This is a genomic window from Mesorhizobium delmotii (genome assembly GCF_900149755.1).
Lineage (GTDB): Bacteria > Pseudomonadota > Alphaproteobacteria > Rhizobiales > Rhizobiaceae > Mesorhizobium > Mesorhizobium delmotii.
Map to the genome: position 1 here is coordinate 1,714,060 of NZ_FUIG01000013.1, position 17,572 is coordinate 1,731,631.

The following is a 17,572-nucleotide window of genomic DNA, read 5'->3' on the forward strand; positions in this document are numbered from 1 at the left end:
GCGCTGCGAGGCTGTCCGCCCCCAGGGTGACTTCCATGGTTTCCTCCGTGGCTCTCCCGCCCGCAACAAACGACCTAATGCACATCGCGTCAAGGCTGCAATTTTCAGAAGCGTCTAACTTCGCGAAAAGCTGAGTCAACTGCCCTTGGCACAGGCTCGCCTGGAGAAGCTGGCGTGCGGTTGGCATCACATCCGATCGGGCGGCATTTACAGGGATCTGTTGCGGTCTTTGACTGCCGGCGCTGTGGCACGGGGCCTTCGATGAACCCCATCCCTGGCCGAGCAGTGCGAAATCCTCGCCGCCCGACTAGATGAATGCGAAAAGCTTAGCTGCGCTAGTTCGAGTTGGGGTTGTCCTCGCCGCGGTTTGGATCCTTTGCCGGCAGCCTGGCTGCTCTGTTGGGCTTGTCCTTCTTGTCCTGATTGCCGCCGCGGTTGCTCGACGCGGCGATTGTTCCCGCGGGGAACATATCGGCCTTTCGAGAGTTCGCGCTATAGGACCGCAATGAACGCGAGGAAGGGGGGCGTCGAAGCTTTTTGAAGGATGACCTTCGCTTTCGAGAAGTTGTCAGGATTGATCGTGGACACACCAGACGAAGCTGTGGACGCGGCACCGCGGATAAGCGGCGTCGATCGTGCACGGGTGCGACAAACTTTTGAAGTGCGATTCACGGTCGAGCGCATGTGCAGCGACTACTTGGCGATCTATCGCTCGCGCAAGGAGGGCACAACGAATGCACTTGGTTCTCAAAACAAGCGCGCTAAAAATACCGCAATTAAAAATACCGCAATGATGACTATGTCTACCTGACAGAGCAAGGAGAGGGCTCGGCTGCCCGGATCAGCGCCTGAGCCGCCTTGGTCGCTTCTGAACAGGAGGAGTTGACCATGACCACTCAACTCGAAGACCGCAAGCTTGATCCAGCCGTGGCGCTCCCGGCGATTGACGAGACGGCACCGCGCGAGCCGCATCGGCAATTTGCGCTGAAGCATGAGGATTGCTTCGTCGTCGCAGACAGCTACGGCGATATACGCGGCACCGGCGACGGGCTTTTCCGCGACGACACGCGTGTACTATCGCGCTTCCGTCTGTTCGTCGGCGGCCGGATGCCGTCGCTGCTCGGCGCCTCGCTGTCGCAGGACAACATCCTGTTCACCGCCAATCTCACCAACCTGGCCACTATCGGGCCGAATGGCAGCGAAGCATTGCCGGGCGTCGTCCATATCGACCGGACGCGGTTCATCTGGCAGGACCGCATGTTCGAACGCATCACCTTCACCAACTATTCCGCGCGCGAGGTGGATCTGCCGGTCCGGCTCGACTTCGACGCCGATTTCCGTGACATGTTCGAGGTGCGCGGCACTACGCGTAGCCGCCGCGGCCGCGCGCATGACGCTCTGGTCGGCGAGGTGGGCGTAACGTTCCGATATGAAGGCCTCGACAATGTGGCTCGTCAATCGGTTATCGCATTCTCGATCAAGCCCGATCAGGTGCACCCCAACCACGCCGACTTCCTCATTCTCGTGGCAAGGCGTGACAGCAGAGCATTGTACCTGGAGGTCGGCCACAGCGAAGAGACCCCCTCCAGCGACCGCTTTCGCGCGGCCGCTGCGAGAGCCCGCTTTGCCATGCGCTCAAAGCGCCGGCAGGGCGCCACCGTCTTCAGCTCCGGCCGCGTGTTCAACGATTGGCTGACACGCACCCGCGCCGACATCGCGCTACTGACGACCGATCTGGAGACCGGGCCATACCCATATGCCGGCATTCCCTGGTTTTCGACGGCTTTCGGCCGCGATGGCGTTATTTCCGCCTTACAGATGCTCTGGCTCAATCCGGACCTTGCTCGTGGGGTGCTGGCCTTCCTTGCTCACTATCAGTCGACCGAGACCTCTGTGTTCGACGATGCCGAACCTGGCAAAATCATGCATGAAACCCGGAAGGGCGAAATGGCCGTGCTGCGCGAGCTGCCGTTCGGCCGCTACTATGGCGGCGTCGACACCACGCCACTCTATGTCTATCTGGCTTCGTCCTACGCCGATCGCACCGGAGACGAGGCATTCGTCGATCGCATGTGGAACTCGCTGGGCGCTGCCACTGCGTGGATGGAGGAGGTCGGAGCCCGCAACGGGGAAGGCTTTGTAACCTACAACAGGGCGGCCGACACGGGGCTGTTCAACCAAGGCTGGAAGGACAGCGCCGATGCCATCTTCCATGCCGACGGCACGATCCCCAAAGGGCCGATCGCATTGGTCGAGGTGCAAGGTTATGTCTTCGCCGCATATCAAGGTATGGCCGCGCTGGCCGCCAGACGCGGCGACGATGCAAAGGCGGCGCACTGGAGCGCCCTGGCAGAGGGCATCCGTGAGGCGGTGGAGACGCATTTCTGGATGCCGGACCGAGATTTCTATGCTTTGGCAATCGACGGAGAAGGCAAGCAATGCGCGGTTCGCGCGTCCAATGCCGGTCACCTGCTCTACGTCGGGCTGCCTTCAGCGAAACGGGCGCAGGCACTTGCCACCCAGCTGCTCTCAGGTCATCTCCATAGCGGTTGGGGCGTTCGCACACTGGCCGACGACGAGGTCCCATTTAACCCGATGTCCTATCATAATGGGTCGATCTGGCCGCACGACACTGCACTCTGCGCTTCCGGGCTCGCCCGCTATCACGAGCGCGACAGCGTCGTGAAGCTGATGAGCGGTATGTTCGAGGCGGCGGTCCGTTTCAACATGCGCCTGCCGGAGCTGTTCTGCGGCTTTACGCGCGCGGCCAGCGATTCACCGGTGGCCTACCCGGTCGCATGTCTGCCGCAGGCATGGTCGGCAGGCTCCGCATTCATGATGCTGCAGGCCTGCCTGGGCATCCGGGTCGACGGCTGGAAGCGCGAGATCACTGTGGAGCGCCCGCGGCTGCCGATCGGTATCGACAACATTGTTATCCGCCATCTGGCCATCGGCGAGGCGAAAGTCGATCTCATCTTCGAGCGCATTGGCGACCGCGTTGTGTGCTATCTCGACCATCGCCATGAAGGTCTGGTGCCTCTGGTGGTGCGCTCTTAGCGCAGGCTGGCTGGCCATGTGCTCCGTGATGGACACTGCCATCAATGACTACGGCGCAACTGATACCTGCGCCGATCGCCAGCGCACCGACTGTACGGTGGTACCCGCCCAAGCCAAACCGGACGACTATCTGCTCGCCAGCGTCGCTACAAGATCGCTGAAACGTCGCCCTGGATGCTGACATGCTGGCGCAGGAGCGTGCGCGCCCGCTCCGCGTCGCCGGCGAGGATTGCTTCCACGATCGCGCACCCACCGTCCTCATTGCCCTCCGCGCATGCTCCGGGCTTTCCTTCTGGCAGAACGTCGCGCCAGCCACAATGAGCCGGCGCGACTTTGGTTCTTCATCTGTCGCCGGGCGTGTCGGGCGCACTGTTATGCTCCCCAGACCTGCCGGGATCCCGATCGCCTAGCTCGCCGGCAGCACCTTCACCGCCATTGCCTGGACCTGCGTTGACGTGGCCGGAGTTGCCGTTTCCGTCGTCATCGCCATCATCGCCATCATCGCCCCCATCGCCGCCGCCGCCATCGCCGCCATCGCCGCCACCGCCGCCATCATCGCCCCCATCGCCATTATCGCCGCCATCGCCACCATCGCCATTGTCGCCACCGCCGCCACTATCGCCGCCGCTGTCGTCGGCAGCCAAGACACTTTGGATTTGCGCAGTGGTCATCGGCGGACATTGGTCGATTTGCGCCGCCGTGAGAATGTCAGTCCGGTTCAGCGCCACGCAGCAAAGCTCATAGTTAGCGTTCGTCAGAGGGTTGCATTGCTGAGCCGTGAGTACGGGCCGCTCGATCTCTTGGACTCGTGCTGGAACGGTCGCCGCCACTCCAAAAAAGGTGGCTGATATCAACACTATACCGGTGCCGTTGAGTAGTGACTCTAGCGTGCACATATTAGCTCTCCATTATATTAACTGCTACTAAAACGCGAATACTGTTTCAAATGTTCCCGTCACCGTTACAATTTGTTAACCAAAAACAGGACGCTAAGGCGTCGCGAGGGATTGCTTTAGGTTCAGCGTCGACTATTGCGAGGCGACCACAGAGGCCCCTCGTTTATGATGCGAATTCTGACGCTGCGCACATGCGCTGTCCTGCTCTCGGCCTGCACCCAGGCTTCCGGCGCTGGCACTACAATGCAGACGCAGGGCTATGCGCTTGCGCCCCCTGCCTTCAAAACCTTCTGCGCTAAGGAAAAAACGCTTTGCGACACCAGAGGCAAGACCAAAGTTGTGGACTTGACGGGACCTCGCAAGGCGGAGCTCGCAAGAGTCAACGCCGCAGTCAACCACCGCATTGCTGAACGAAGCGATGTCAGCACCACGGGCAAGGCCGACGAGTGGGACTTGCCGAAAGACCAGGGCGATTGCGAGGACTTCGCCATCCTCAAGAAAAGCGAGCTACTCAAGCTCGGCTGGCCGGCTTCTGCCCTGCTGCTGACTGTGGCGCGCAGCGGGAAAGAAGGCCACACCGTTCTGACAGTGCGCACCAGCCAGGGTGATCTGGTGCTCGACAACAAAACGTCGGCGATCAGGGACTGGTCGCGAACGTCCTACCGTTACTTTGCACGCCAGTCACAGTCGAACGGCAAGGTGTGGGAGCGGATAGGCAAGGCCGGACAACCGTAGGCGCGTCTGCGGCTCGCGCAACCGCTTGTGCTGCGGTCCCTCAAGATCGTTCGGGCACGCGTTTTTGGCGAGCGCGAACTCGCGATGCTGAAATGGGATATGCCGTCATTGCGCAACTGAGCCTATCACGAAACGCGAATCCGCAGCATGTGAGGGAAGCCGCTATAGGAATGTTCGATGTTTGTTCGCCAAAAGTCGCGTAACATTGTATTCGGGAACCACTGGGCGATCCACTATCTGCTCGCCATCGTCGCTACAAGATCGCTGAAACGCTCGCCCTGGATGCTGACATGCTGGCGCAGGAGCGTGCGCGCCCGCTCCGCGTCGCCGGCTAGGATTGCTTCCACGATCGCGCCATGCTCGGCGAACGAGGTGGCAACGCGGTTGCGCACGCGAAGCTGGAGACGCCTGTAGGGTTGCAGACGGCGATGCAGTGCGACGCACTGCTCGGCCAGGAAACCGCTGTGGCTGGCAGCATAGATAGCCTTGTGAAAACGTTCGTTATCGTAATAGTAGAGGTCGCTGTCGCCGGCCGAGGACGAACGCTCGCAATCTGCATGCGCTCCCAGGATGGTTGTGCGATCGGCATCGGTGAACCGTCGCGCGGCCAGCGAACCGGCCAAACCTTCAAGTTCCGCCATCACCTCGAACATTTCGAAAACGCGGTGCGGTCCCGGATCGATCACCACGGCACCCCGGCGCGGCCGGATCTCCACCAGCCCGATCGCGTTCAACTGCATCAGCGCCTCGCGCACCGGCGTTCTCGACACGCCGAAGCGTGTTGCCAATTGCACCTCGTCTAGTCGTGCACCGGGGGCGAAGTCGTTCGAGATGATGCCGTTTTCGATCTCGTCACGTAGGCGTTGAACAACATTCCCTGACATTTTTCGGACTCCAAAATGCATTACCCGAATTCTTGTATGCAAGATAGTTGACTTTGCGCACAATCGCATTTAATAACGATACCATAATAGGCAAGTCGCACACAATTGGCGGATTCAACCGAGCAGTAGCACCGCGAGCGCGCGGAGGGTCTTTTGCGCCGATTTCGACTTTGCCAGGAGGACTCCGACATGGCAGGCATCTCGTTCTTTAGCGATATGGTGCAAAGCATCACCGATCGCGGCCGCAGGCTGCTTGCGGCAGGGGCGCGCAGCGAGCCGGTCCAAGCCGAGACGAATATCGAAACACTCTGCGACATGCTTTTGTCGAGCCGGGGCGAAGCCTCGGGCATGGCATTGGCCGCCGAGGTCCTTCAGCGCTGGGCCCAACTGGACGCGGCCGGTCAGCAAGACTTCGTGCGTATGCTGCACGAACAGTTCGGCCCAGACATCGCCAAGCTTGACAAAGCCATCGAGCGCTACCGCAGCGACAGGAGTTCGGACGCCGTCATCGAACTGCACCAGGCAGCCGAGCCGCGTCGCCAGGAACTGGTGCGCAGACTCAACCTGGCCCCCAAAGGCACGGCAAGACTGGTGGAGATGCGCGAGCGCCTATTAGCCATGAAGGATGCGACGGAACCGTTTCGCGCCGTCGATGCCGACTTCGCCCACCTGTTCGGCTCATGGTTCAACCGCGGTTTTCTGACCCTGCGTCCGATCGACTGGTCGACGCCAGCCGACATCCTGGAGAAGATCATCAGATACGAGGCTGTGCATGAAATCGCCGGCTGGGAGGAACTGCGGCGGAGGCTAGCTCCAGCCGACCGCAGGTGCTTTGCGTTCTTCCACCCGCGTCTCGCAGACGATCCGCTGATCTTCGTTGAGGTCGCGCTGACCAAGGCGATTCCCTCTGCCATCGCTGATGTGCTCGATGTAAACCGTTCGTCGATCACGGCCCAGGACGCCACCACCGCTGTCTTCTATTCGATCTCCAACTGCCAGGACGGACTGCGCGGCATCTCTTTCGGGAACTTTCTGATCAAGCAGGTGGTGGAGGATTTGCGCCGCGACCTGCCGGGCTTGAAGACCTTCGTGACGCTGTCGCCGGTTCCGGGTTTCGCTGGCTGGCTAGCAAGACTGCGCAAGGCGACCGATGCGAGTCTCGATGATCAGGCCCTCAAGACGCTCGAGTTGCTGGACGATCCGAGCTGGGCGGACAATCCGCAGAAGGCACGGGTCGTGGAAGCTGTGCTCCTCCCGCTCGCCGCACGCTATTTCGTCAAGGAACGTGCCACCGGCAGACGGCCGGTCGATCCTGTGGCGCGTTTTCATTTGGGCAACGGCGCTCGCCTTGAACGGCTGAACTTCCTCGCCGATCGCTCCGCCAAGGCGATGCGGCAGTCCCACGGCTTGATGGTCAACTACTTTTACAAGTTGGACGACATCGAGGCGAACCACGAAGCCTTGGCGCAACATGGCGAGATCGCTGCTTCGCCGGAGGTGAGAAAACTGGCGGCAACCGCTTCGACCGACACCAGTATTGGCGCCCCGGTTCGTCGACGCCGCACCGAAATGCAGAAAACCTAAAAGCAAATTGGGAGGAGTTCAATGAGCAATCACCTGTTCGACGCCATGCGAGCATCCGCCAAGTCAGGCGAGTCGATTTTCATCGAGACTATTGATGGTCAGCGTTGGACCTATGCAGATGCGCTGCGGCTCTCCGGACAGATCGCCAGCGCAATTGATGTGCTCGGCGTTCGCCCAGGCGACCGCGTCGCGGTCCAGGTGGACAAGAGCCCGCTGGCTCTGATGCTCTATCTCGCATGCGTGCGCTGCGGGGCGATCTATCTGCCGCTGAATACCGCCTATACGCTGGCTGAACTCGACTATTTTATCGGTGACGCCGAACCGCGGCTCGTCATCGTCTCCTCGAAGTCGCGAGCTGATGTCGAAAGGATCGCGCACGGCCACGGCGCGATCGTCGAAACGCTCGATGCGGACGGCGCCGGGTCGCTCATGGAGTTGGCCAGGGACGAGTCTGCCGATTTTCTCGACGCGGCGCGCGCGCCTGACGATCTCGCCGCGATCCTGTACACATCTGGGACCACCGGCCGTTCCAAGGGCGCAATGCTGACGCACGACAACCTTTTGTCCAATGCATTAGCACTGCGCGAATGCTGGCACGTGACCGCAGCCGACCGGCTGATCCACGCGCTGCCGATTTTTCACACGCATGGGCTCTTCGTGGCGACCAATGTCACGCTGGTTTCCGGCGCCTCGATGTTTCTGCTGCCAAAGTTCGAGCCTGGCGAAATCCTTCCTCTGATGTCGCGGGCGACGCTGATGATGGGCGTGCCGACCTTCTATGTCCGGTTGCTTCAGCATGAGGGCCTGAACCGGGAGACGGTCGCCAACATTCGGCTGTTCATCTCCGGCTCGGCGCCGCTGCTCGCTGAAACGCACGCCGCATTCAAGCAGCGCACCGGTCACGCCATTCTCGAACGCTACGGCATGACCGAAACCAACATGAACACCTCAAACCCCTATGACGGCGAGCGAAGGGCAGGGACAGTAGGTTTCCCACTCCCGGGCGTGTCGATGAGGGTCACCGATCCGGCCACGGGCGAGACGCTCGGACCAGGCGAAACCGGCATGATCGAGATCAAGGGCCCGAACGTTTTCAAAGGTTATTGGCGGATGCCTGAAAAGACTGCGGCGGAGTTCACCAAGGACGGCTATTTCATCAGCGGCGACCTCGGCAAGATCGATGAGGCGGGCTATCTCCACATCGTCGGCCGCGACAAGGACCTGGTGATCTCCGGCGGCTATAATATCTACCCGAAGGAAGTCGAGGGTGAGATCGACCGGCTCGACGGTGTCGCCGAGAGTGCGGTCATCGGCATTGCACATCCGGATTTCGGGGAGGGGGTGACGGCCATCGTGGTGCTCAAGCCCGGTGCCACAATGGACGAAAAGGCCGTGCTCAACGCGCTGAGCGACCGCCTCGCGCGCTACAAGCAGCCGAAACGGGTGATCTTCGCCGAGGACCTTCCGCGCAACACCATGGGAAAGGTGCAGAAGAACCTTCTGCGCGACCGGTTCAGCAACCTTTACATGCCCGCCTCCTAGGAGGCGCTGACTACCCTGCGTTGGTGCTTGGGAGCGAGACCAGCGCAGGCTGATCTACTACCGATGGAAATGAGAACGGGCGCCTGAAGGCGTTTCCCGAGGGAGGAAGCTATGAACATCCAGATTCTGTCGATCGCGCTGCTGGTCGGCATGTTCGTGATCGCCACCATCCAGCCGATCAATATGGGCGCACTCGCCTTCGCATGCGCCTTTCTGGTCGGCTCGCTCATCATGGCTATGAAGCCGGCGGAAATATTTGCTGGCTTCCCGAGCGACCTCTTCCTGACACTGGTCGGCATTACCTACCTGTTCGCCATCGCCCAGATCAACGGTACTATCGATTGGCTGGTCGAGGGCGCGGTCAAACTGGTGCGCGGACATGTGGCGTGGATTCCCTGGGTCATGTTCCTGGTCGCCGCCGTCATCACCGGCTTCGGTGCGCTCGGACCTGCGGCGGTCGCCATCCTGGCCCCGGTGGCGCTGGGTTTTGCGTTCCAGTACCGCATCAATCCGGTCATGATGGGATTGATGGTTATTCACGGTGCACAGGCGGGCGGCTTTTCGCCGATCAGCGTCTATGGCGGCATCACCAACCAGATCGTCGAAAAGGCGGGGTTGCCGTTCGCGCCGACATCACTGTTTCTCTCCAGCTTCTTCTTCAACCTGGCCATCGCCGTCCTCGTATTCTTCGTCTTCGGCGGCTCGAAGGTGCTGCGTAAGTATTCGATGGCGTCGGGACCGCTGCCTGACCTCCACCCCGAGGGCGTGACGCAGTCAATCGTCGGCCACGGCGGCACGCCGGCTACTCCGATCAGCCATCACGTATTTGAGGAGCAGACAAAAAATGTGTCGGCGCTTTCCGGCCTGACTACGGAAACGTTGACGACATTAATCGGCCTAACCGCGCTCGCGGTCGGCGCACTTGTCTTCAAGTTCAATGTCGGCCTGGTCGCGATCACTGTCGCGGTCGCGCTCGCACTCCTCTCGCCGAAGACCCAAAAGGCAGCGATCGACAAGGTCAGCTGGTCGACGGTGCTCCTGATCGCCGGCATCATCACCTATGTCGGCGTCATGGAGAAGATCGGCACGATCGACTACGTCGCCCACGGCATTTCAAGCCTGGGCATGCCGCTGCTGGTTGCACTCCTCCTCTGCTTCACCGGCGCCATTGTATCGGCATTCGCCTCGTCCACGGCATTGCTGGGAGCCATCATTCCACTGGCCGTGCCCTTCCTTCTGCAGGGACAGATCAGTGCCATAGGTGTGGTTGCCGCGATCGCGATCTCCACCACCATCGTTGACACCAGTCCGTTTTCGACCAACGGCGCGCTGGTCGTCGCCAATGCCCGGGAAGCAGAGCGCGAGAGCGTGCTGAAGACGTTGCTGATCTACAGCGCGCTTATCGCCATCATCGGCCCTGTCATCGCCTGGCTGGTTTTCGTGGTCCCCGGATTAGTTTGAACGGTCGGCCGCTTCCCGGACATTCCCAATCAGTCTGGCCGCTCCGGTGCAATTTGACCGGCGGCCAGGCTTGACCCCGAACCTGATCTGGTCGGCGTCAACAAGAAAAACGCCGGCGCAGGCAGAACTGATTCCCTATCAAAGCAGCCGTTGGGCCGATAGGGTGCCCCGCCCGGTTTGGCTACGTGACCCCGCTCAGGCGGGCGAGGGCGCGTAGCGGCTGCCCAGCGAATAGCGGCTGCCGACATAGGTGAGCTTGTTGACGGTGGCGACCGCCGCGCCTGACCAGGTCCGCCGATGCAGGAGCAGGCAGGGGTCGCCTGGCCGGATCATCAAACGGCCGGCGGCCACCTCGTCGGCGGCGACGGCCGAGATCACGTGCTCCACTTCCGTCAGCGGCGTCGCCCGCTGCAGATAGTCGTAGGTGGTGGTCGCAACAAAATTTTGCCGGTGGTAGTCCGGTGCGAGAGCCGAATTGACGAAGCGTTCCTCAAGCTGGACGGGCACATCGTCCTCGAAATGCACGATGATCGAATGGGCGACCGGCCTGCGGCGCATGAACTCGAAGGCGACAATGAGGTCCAGCGCCGGGTCGCGGATCTTCTCGAGCACGACGACCTCGGCCCTGTGGCGTCCGCCGCGCGCGGCGATCTCGCCGGCGATGTTCCTGATTTCGATGAGAGCAGATTGCGGTTTCGGCGGCGCCACGAAGGTGCCTACGCCCTGGATGCGCAGGAGGTGGCCTTCCGAGGTCAGTTCCCTCAGCGCCCGGTGCACGGTCATGCGCGAGACGCCGAGCGTGCTGACCAGCTCGTTTTCGGAAGGCAGCCTGCGGTCCTTCGGCCATTTGCCGCTGCCGATGTTGCCAAGCACGTAGTCCTTGACCTTTTCGTAGAGCGGTCCGGCAGTTTCAGGAAGCTTGATCATCGCCCTCTCTCCATTCGGACGATGGTCTTCAGGCCGCCGCTCGCGCCTGCGATCAGGCGGTGGTAGGCGGCGGGAATTTCGCCGATCGCGATCTCCTCGGCCACGAAACGCGACAGCGCGGGGGCGAGATCACCAAGCATGGCTACGGCCGGCGCAAGCTCGTCGGCGAAGGCGTGGCAGCCGACAAGCGCGATCTCGCGCTCGACCAGGAAGTTGGGGTCGAGGTCGAGGCGGCCATGCGAAATGCCGACCAGCGCCAGCGTGCCGCCGCCGGCCAAACGATCGAGCAGCCGCGCCATCACCGTCACATTTCCCGTCGCGTCGATGGCATGGCGCAAGTTGGGATCGTGGGGCAGGATGTCCAGGTCGACGACGGTCGCGCCGCTCACCTCGGCCACGAGATCCGCACGTGCCGCATTGCGGTCGGCGACGAGGACCGGTCTCTCGCTGCGCCGCGACAGGAGCAGCGCCGCCAGCCCGCCGATCGGGCCGCAACCGGCGATAAGCACTGGCGCCCCGGCCGGCGCCGACAGCCGCCGCACTGCGTGCAGGGCGACCGCCAGCGGCTCCGCCATGGCGGCTATTGCGGGATCGAGCGCGGGGTCATGGCGCAGGAGCAGCCGCGCCGGCAGCTCCGTCTCTTCCGCGAAGCCGCCGTCGCAGACCTCGCCTACAAAGCCCAGTGTGGCACAGACATTATGCAGGCCGGCCCGGCAAGCAGGACATTCGCCGCACCAGAAACGCGAATCGGCGACGACCCGGTCTCCGAGGGCCACCTGGGACACGCCGGCCCCCACGGCAGTCACTTCGCCGGCGAACTCATGTCCAACGACGCTCGGCGCGCGGCTGATCCACTGACCGGTGCGGAAATTGTGGAGGTCGGAGCCGCAGATGCCGGCGGCCGTCACCCTGAGCCGCACCCAGCCAGGCCCTGGTTCGCCGGGAGACGGCACATCCTCGACCCGCAAGTCGCCCGCCGCATGGAGTCTGGCCGCCTTCATCATCCGCTACCGCACCAAATATCGGTCGCGCACGTCGGAAACGGCGTGTTCGTGCGAGGAAAAGCCTTCATAGCGGGCAAGCGTGCGGGCATGACGCGCGAATTCCGGATAGGCCGTCGCCGTCACGTAGCCGATGGAAGAGCGCTTGACGAAATCCGTGACCGAGAGCGGTCCACAGGTACGCGCCCAGCGGCTGGTCGGCAGCACGGCGTTGGGGCCCAGCCCGAAATTGCCGATCGAAACCGGCGTGTGCGGCCCCATCAGGATCTCGGCGGCTTCGGTGATGTGGCCAAGGTGCGCAAAGGGATCGGTGGAGAGGATCTCCAGATGCTCAGGTGCGTAGTCGTTGATGAAACGGTAGCTCTCCTCGATCGATGCCGTCAGCACGATGCCGCCACAGGCACCGGTCAGCACTGCGGTGGAGAATGCTACCCGCTGATCGGTCATGCGCGCCCAGTGCTCGGGCAGCGCCGCCAGTGCCTCCTCCGCCACGCGGCGGCTGTGGGTCACCAGATAGGCCGACGAGTCCGGCCCGTGCTCCGCCTCGATGAGGAGGTCGAGCGCGGCCAGTCCGCCATGTACGCTGTCGTCGGCGAGGATAATCGCTTCCGACGGACCGGCGGGAAGGCCTGGATCGATGACTCCCGCAAGCAGCCGCTTGGCCGCAACGACCCAAGGGCTGCCTGGACCGACGATCTTGAGCGCGGGCTTGATCGTCTCTGTGCCGTAGGCGACCGCGGCGACCGCCTGCGCGCCGCCGCATTTGTAGACCGTTTCGACGCCGGCGAGGCGCGCCGCAACCAGTGTCGCTGCGTCCACCGAACCATCGGCCGCTGGCGGCGTCATGATAGCAAGCTCCGGGACGCCCGCCACGACGGCGGGCACTGCGGTCATCATTGTCACCGAAGGGAACGCCCCCTTGCCGCGCGGGACATAGAGCGCCACCGAGCGGATCGGCGTGAAGCGGTCCCCGGCATAGGCACCGGGCCGCATTTCCTTAAGCCACATCGCTTCCGGCTTCTGCTCTTCGTGGAAATGCCGGATGTTGTCGATGCCGAAGCGAATGGCGGCGACCACGTCCTCGTCCACCATGCCGAAGGCGGCATCGAACTCGGCGGGGCTGACCTTCAGCCGCGCGGCATCGAGATCTGCCTTGTCCAAGTCGCGGGCGAAGCGGACGAGCGCGGCGTCGCCTTCTGTTCGGACCGCCTCGATGATCGGTGCGGCCTTCTCCATAAAGCCAGAGAGATCGGTCTCTGAGCGCCGCATCAGTGCGGCTCGACTGGCGGCGTCGAGTTGGCTCAAGTCGTGGAACGATACGTTTGGCATAGGATTTCCTTTTCGGCCCGGCGGGCCGGCATTCCTCATTTCGATTTCAGGAAGATGTCGAGCCCGACCAGCCTGTCGAGCAGGAAGACGGCGACAGCCGAGCAGGCGATGAAGACCACGGAGATCGCGGCAAGATCCGGCGTGATGATCGAGCGGATGGAGTTGTAGATCAGCACCGGCAGCGTCACGATGCGGGCATCGACGAGCAGCAGGCTGACCAGGAACTCGTTGAGCGCAAGGATGAACATCAGCAGCGAGCCGGTGATCACCCCCGGCATAACCGCCGGCAGGGTGACGGAGAAGAACACCTGGAGCGGCGGCGCGCCGCAATTGGCGGCGGCCAGTTCCAGGTCCGGGTCAAGTCCGGTGGCACTCGCAGTGACTGCCCAGATCATGAAGGGAAGGTTGATGACGCAGCAGGCGATGCCGACCGGCCAGAGCTGGCCGAGAATCCCGGCGTTGCCGAAAATCAGCATGAGGCCGATGCCCGATCCGATCAGCGGGATGGTAAAGGGCAGCAGCAGATAGATCTGGATCGTCTTCTCGAAACGCACCGCATATTTCGCCAGCGCGATGCCGGCCAGCGTGCCCACGGGAATGGCAACGATCGTACAGACCGTCGCAACTTGGAGCGTGCGCAGGAAAGCGTTGCGCAGGTCGGAGGCCTGCGAGATGCGCGCATACCACCGCAGCGACAGCCCGTCCGGCGGAAACGTGATGATGTTGCCGCCGGTGAAGGAAGCGCCGAGCACGACGACCGTCGGCGCCGAAAGCGTCACCAGGGCGATCGTAACCAGGGTCCACAAGACAACGGATTTGCTGCGCGAGCCGCTCACGCCCGTGACCTCCCCATCGCAAGCGTTCCGGCTCCGAACAGCGCGAACACCAAGCCGACGAGGATTGACCCGAGCGCGACCAGCATAAGCGCCAGCGTCGCGCCGAGGCCCTGGTCGGACGTTCGGAAGAACTGGTCGTAGATGGCGTTGGCGATAAAGTCCTGCGAGCCGCCGCCAAGGATTGCGGGGACTGCGAAATCGGTGAGCGAAAGCGTCAGCACCACCACGCCGGCGCCGATGAAGCCCGGACGAGCGAGTGGCAACACGACATGGATGAACGTGCGAACCCAGTTCGCGCCGAGCGATCCAGCTGCCGCCTCCAGCTCTTCGGGAATGGCGGTGAGTGCCGGCGCCAGCATCAGCACGGCAAACGGCAGCATGTACTGGACGAGGCCGAACAGCACGGCGGGATAGTTGTAGATGAGCCGCATCGGGGCGACCCCGACAAGGCCGAGTGCCTCGTTCACCATGCCCTGGTTGCCTAAGATGATCAGCCAGCCATAGGCACGCACTACCTGGCCGATGAAGAAGGGCAGGAACAGCGCAATCAGCAGGAATTTGCGCAGTCTTGGCGAACGCGTGCGCACCATCAGATAGGCGTAGGGAAAGGCGAAGACGAGTGTCACCGCGGTGACGATCAGGGCGGCGATGAGGCTGCGCTGCGCGACAACGAGGAATAGCGGCTCTGTCAGCGCCCGCCGGAAATTGGTGATGGAATAGTCGTCCGAGAATTGGAAGGTGGTGGTATCGAGCGTGCGCAGGCTGGCGTCCGCGATCTGGATGAGTCCAAGCGCGAGCAGTCCGACCAGCAGCACCGCCGGAAGCAGCATCAGATAGGGCGTGGCGCGCCTTAACCGAGCCGGCCAGATGGCGGCGGCAATGCCTTCCAGCGCATCCATGATGCGCCATTTCAGGGGATAGGCTGTCCTGGCTGCCCGCATGAAAAAATCCGTATCCGACGTCGTGAAGGAGCCGGTGCCGCCAGGGCAGCACCGGCCGACCCGGCGTCAGCCCTGCATGATCGCCTTGAACTTGGAAAACCACTCGCTCTCGTTCTCGACCTGGACCTTCGAGGAGATGCGGATGAGGCGCTGGAAATCCGCTTCGGTGGTCGGATAGGACGGATCGCCCACCAGATCCTTCGGCGGTGTGAGGCCCGGCACCACGCCCGGCAAGCCGAGGCCGTCCAGCCAGACCTGCTGCGCTTCCTTGGTCAGCGCATGGTTGATGTACTGCTTGGCCCAGTAGAGTTCGTTTTCCGGCAGGCCCTTGGGGATCCACAAACCGTCCGTGTCGAATTTCGCACCCTCCTCCGGCACGACCCATTCGATTTTCACGCCGTTCTTGCGGGCCTCTCGGGCGTTGGTCGAGATGGTGCATGCGGCGTCGATCTCGCCGTTCTGGAACCAGGTGGTGAAGTCGGGATCCTCGCCCAGCAGCGGCTGCTGCGCCTTCATCTTGGTGATGAAATCCCAAGCCGGCTGCATGTTGCCGGGTATGTCCTCCAGCTTGCCGCCACCGGCGACCTGGGCTGGGAAATGGAAGCCGATGCCGTCATTGTAGAAGGCAAGCCGCCCCTTGAACTTCGGGTCGAGCAGGTCTTTCCACGATTTCGGCGGTCCGTCCGGGAATGCCGCAGGCCGATAGGCAAGCACATAGACATAGCCGTAGGTATTGACGATCGGGAAGCCTTCCAGACCGGCCGGCTTGGCAAGGTCCGTCACATTGGCGAGGTTCGGCAGGTCGGAGAGGTCTTCCGTCACGCCGCGCAATGCCGATTTCGTGGCATTGGTGGTGGTGTCCCAGTTGATGTGGATCGGCGGGACCCGGTTCTGCGCTACGGCCGCCCAGACCTTGGGCTGGATCTCATTGTCTTCGGTCAGGTCGTGACGAACAGCAATCCCCGTCATTTTGGTGAAGCTGTCGGACACGCCGGCTTTCAAACTATCCACCCAACTGCCGCCCCAGGCGCGCACGATGATCTCCGCCGGCTTTTCCGGTTCCTGCGCATAGGCGCCGCGCAGGCCGAGCGCCGAGGCGCCGCCGAGCGCGGCACTGGCCTGAAGGAAGGTTCTGCGGGAAAGATGGGATAATGTCGGCTTAAAGCGCTTCATCTGCATTCTCCTCTGGGTTTGACCGGTTTCCGGTTCTATCGAAAAACGAGCATGTCCCTGGCATTCCACCCCAGGAACACGCTTTCGCCTATGTCGAACTGCGTGTGCGCGGCGGGATCATGGTCGAAAACGCGAATGACCTCGTCGCCAATCGCGGCGCAGGCTACCTCGTAGACCATACGCTCGCCTTCGAAGATGGTGTCGGTGACAGTTCCGGCCAGCATGCAATCGAGCTTCGACAGCTGCGCAGCCTCGCCGGCGAGGCGGATCTGTTCGGCGCGGATCGCTCCCGACGCCTTGCCGCCCTCCGCAGGTGGATTGACCGGATCGCCGATCTTTCCGGCAAGCATCAGATCACCTCGAAGGATGGAGACGTCGCCTGCTTCCGAGACGGCCCGTACCGTGCCGGCAATGAAGTTGGTGACGCCGATGAAATTGGCGACGAAGGCGTTGCGGGGCTGGCGGTAGGTGTGGATCGGCCGTGCCTTCTGCTGAATCTCGCCCTGATCCATGACGACGATATCGTCGGAAACCACCAGCGCCTCGCGCTGGTCGTGGGTGACGTTGATCGTGGTGACGCCGAGCTCGCGCTGGATGCGGCGGAATTCGAGCTGCATTTCCTCGCGCAGCTTGCGGTCGAGCGCAGCCAGCGGCTCGTCGAGAAGCAGCAGGTCGGGCTCGAACACCAGCGCGCGCGCGATCGCGACGCGCTGCTGCTGCCCGCCGGAAAGTTCGTGAATGCGCCTGCCGCCATAGCCCTCGAGCTGGACCAGCGCGAGATATCGCTCGACGCGGTCCGGAATGGTGCGTGCGTCGCGCCGACGCATCTTCAGCGGGAAGGCGACATTCTCGGCCGCCGTCATATGTGGAAACAATGCAAGCCTCTGAAAGACCATGCCGATCGACCGCTTGTGCGGGGGCACCGCGCTCACCGCTTCGCCGTTGATGAAGATCTCGCCGCTGCTCGGGGTCTGGAACCCGGCGATCATGCGCAGGAGGGTTGTCTTGCCGGACCCAGAAGGCCCGAGAATGGTGAGGAACCGGCCCTTCGGCAGATCGAAGGATGCATTCTTGACGGCATGAACCCCATCGAAGTCCATCCCGACGTTGCGGACCGTGACTGCGATTTCCCTGCCGCCTTCCGCTTCGCGTGAAGCTAGGGCCCGGAAAGGCTCCTGCATTGCGGTTCCCCTTGTTTGTCGCCGG

General features: G+C 62.5%; 15 protein-coding genes and 1 pseudogene. 6 read left to right on the forward strand and 10 right to left on the reverse strand.

The window, feature by feature from the left end; all coding sequences use genetic code 11:
* The first annotated feature begins 580 nt into the window (after nt 1–580).
* On the forward strand, nt 581–811 hold the full coding sequence (locus BQ8482_RS38615) for a hypothetical protein (RefSeq protein ID WP_208867603.1): 231 nt from the start codon (nt 581–583) through the stop codon (nt 809–811).
* Nucleotides 812–888: 77 nt separating this feature from the next.
* Nucleotides 889–3,057, forward strand: a complete 2,169-nt coding sequence (locus tag BQ8482_RS09605; protein ID WP_123147216.1) for an amylo-alpha-1,6-glucosidase — start codon at nt 889–891, stop codon at nt 3,055–3,057.
* A 126-nt stretch (nt 3,058–3,183) separates the two neighbouring features.
* Here BQ8482_RS09605 and BQ8482_RS09610 read toward each other — a convergent pair.
* Nucleotides 3,184–3,305: pseudogene (locus tag BQ8482_RS09610) on the reverse strand (GntR family transcriptional regulator); the annotation flags it as partial.
* 158 nt (nt 3,306–3,463) lie between these two features.
* A complete protein-coding gene (locus BQ8482_RS38620; protein WP_208867604.1) occupies nt 3,464–3,706 on the reverse strand; it encodes a hypothetical protein in 243 nt (80 codons plus the stop codon).
* Nucleotides 3,707–4,121: 415 nt separating this feature from the next.
* Here BQ8482_RS38620 and BQ8482_RS09620 point away from each other — a divergent pair, with 415 nt between their 5' ends.
* A complete protein-coding gene (locus BQ8482_RS09620; RefSeq protein WP_123147500.1) occupies nt 4,122–4,688 on the forward strand; it encodes a transglutaminase-like cysteine peptidase in 567 nt (188 codons plus the stop codon).
* Nucleotides 4,689–4,921: 233 nt separating this feature from the next.
* Here BQ8482_RS09620 and BQ8482_RS09625 read toward each other — a convergent pair whose 3' ends face one another.
* Nucleotides 4,922–5,572, reverse strand: a complete 651-nt coding sequence (locus tag BQ8482_RS09625; protein WP_123147218.1) for a GntR family transcriptional regulator — start codon at nt 5,570–5,572, stop codon at nt 4,922–4,924.
* Nucleotides 5,573–5,761: 189 nt separating this feature from the next.
* On the opposite strand from BQ8482_RS09625, the gene BQ8482_RS09630 reads away from it, so the two are divergent.
* The 3 genes from BQ8482_RS09630 (at nt 5,762) to BQ8482_RS09640 (ending at nt 10,159) form a co-directional block, all read left to right on the forward strand.
* Complete coding sequence (locus tag BQ8482_RS09630; protein WP_123147219.1) at nt 5,762–7,156, forward strand: malonyl-CoA decarboxylase; 1,395 nt, start codon at nt 5,762–5,764, stop codon at nt 7,154–7,156.
* Between the two features lie 21 nt (nt 7,157–7,177).
* Entirely contained in the window at nt 7,178–8,698 is a 1,521-nt protein-coding gene (locus BQ8482_RS09635) for a malonate--CoA ligase (RefSeq protein WP_123147220.1), read from the forward strand.
* Between the two features lie 111 nt (nt 8,699–8,809).
* Entirely contained in the window at nt 8,810–10,159 is a 1,350-nt protein-coding gene (locus tag BQ8482_RS09640) for an SLC13 family permease (protein ID WP_123147221.1), read from the forward strand.
* A 195-nt stretch (nt 10,160–10,354) separates the two neighbouring features.
* Here BQ8482_RS09640 and hutC read toward each other — a convergent pair whose 3' ends face one another.
* The 7 genes from hutC to BQ8482_RS09675 form a co-directional block, all read right to left on the reverse strand.
* Entirely contained in the window at nt 10,355–11,086 is a 732-nt protein-coding gene (gene hutC, locus BQ8482_RS09645) for a histidine utilization transcriptional repressor HutC (RefSeq protein ID WP_123147222.1), read from the reverse strand.
* Entirely contained in the window at nt 11,083–12,087 is a 1,005-nt protein-coding gene (locus BQ8482_RS09650) for a zinc-dependent alcohol dehydrogenase (RefSeq protein ID WP_123147501.1), read from the reverse strand. The genes hutC and BQ8482_RS09650 overlap by 4 nt, the downstream gene beginning before the upstream one ends.
* A 6-nt stretch (nt 12,088–12,093) precedes the next feature.
* Entirely contained in the window at nt 12,094–13,416 is a 1,323-nt protein-coding gene (gene hisD, locus BQ8482_RS09655) for a histidinol dehydrogenase (protein ID WP_123147223.1), read from the reverse strand.
* Nucleotides 13,417–13,451: 35 nt separating this feature from the next.
* Nucleotides 13,452–14,252 carry an ABC transporter permease gene (locus BQ8482_RS09660; protein WP_077381150.1) on the reverse strand — a complete coding sequence of 267 codons (801 nt, stop codon included), beginning with the start codon at nt 14,250–14,252 and terminating at the stop codon, nt 13,452–13,454.
* Nucleotides 14,249–15,193, reverse strand: a complete 945-nt coding sequence (locus BQ8482_RS09665; protein WP_123147224.1) for an ABC transporter permease — start codon at nt 15,191–15,193, stop codon at nt 14,249–14,251. Before BQ8482_RS09665 ends, BQ8482_RS09660 begins: the two co-directional genes overlap by 4 nt.
* Before the next feature lie 66 nt (nt 15,194–15,259).
* The gene (locus BQ8482_RS09670; RefSeq protein ID WP_123147502.1) at nt 15,260–16,366 is read right to left on the reverse strand and encodes an ABC transporter substrate-binding protein; all 1,107 of its coding nucleotides are present in this window, start codon (nt 16,364–16,366) and stop codon (nt 15,260–15,262) included.
* Between the two features lie 35 nt (nt 16,367–16,401).
* Nucleotides 16,402–17,547 (reverse strand): ABC transporter ATP-binding protein, encoded by a 1,146-nt coding sequence (locus BQ8482_RS09675; RefSeq protein ID WP_244602679.1) that lies wholly within the window; start codon nt 17,545–17,547, stop codon nt 16,402–16,404.
* Nucleotides 17,548–17,572: the final 25 nt, after the last annotated feature.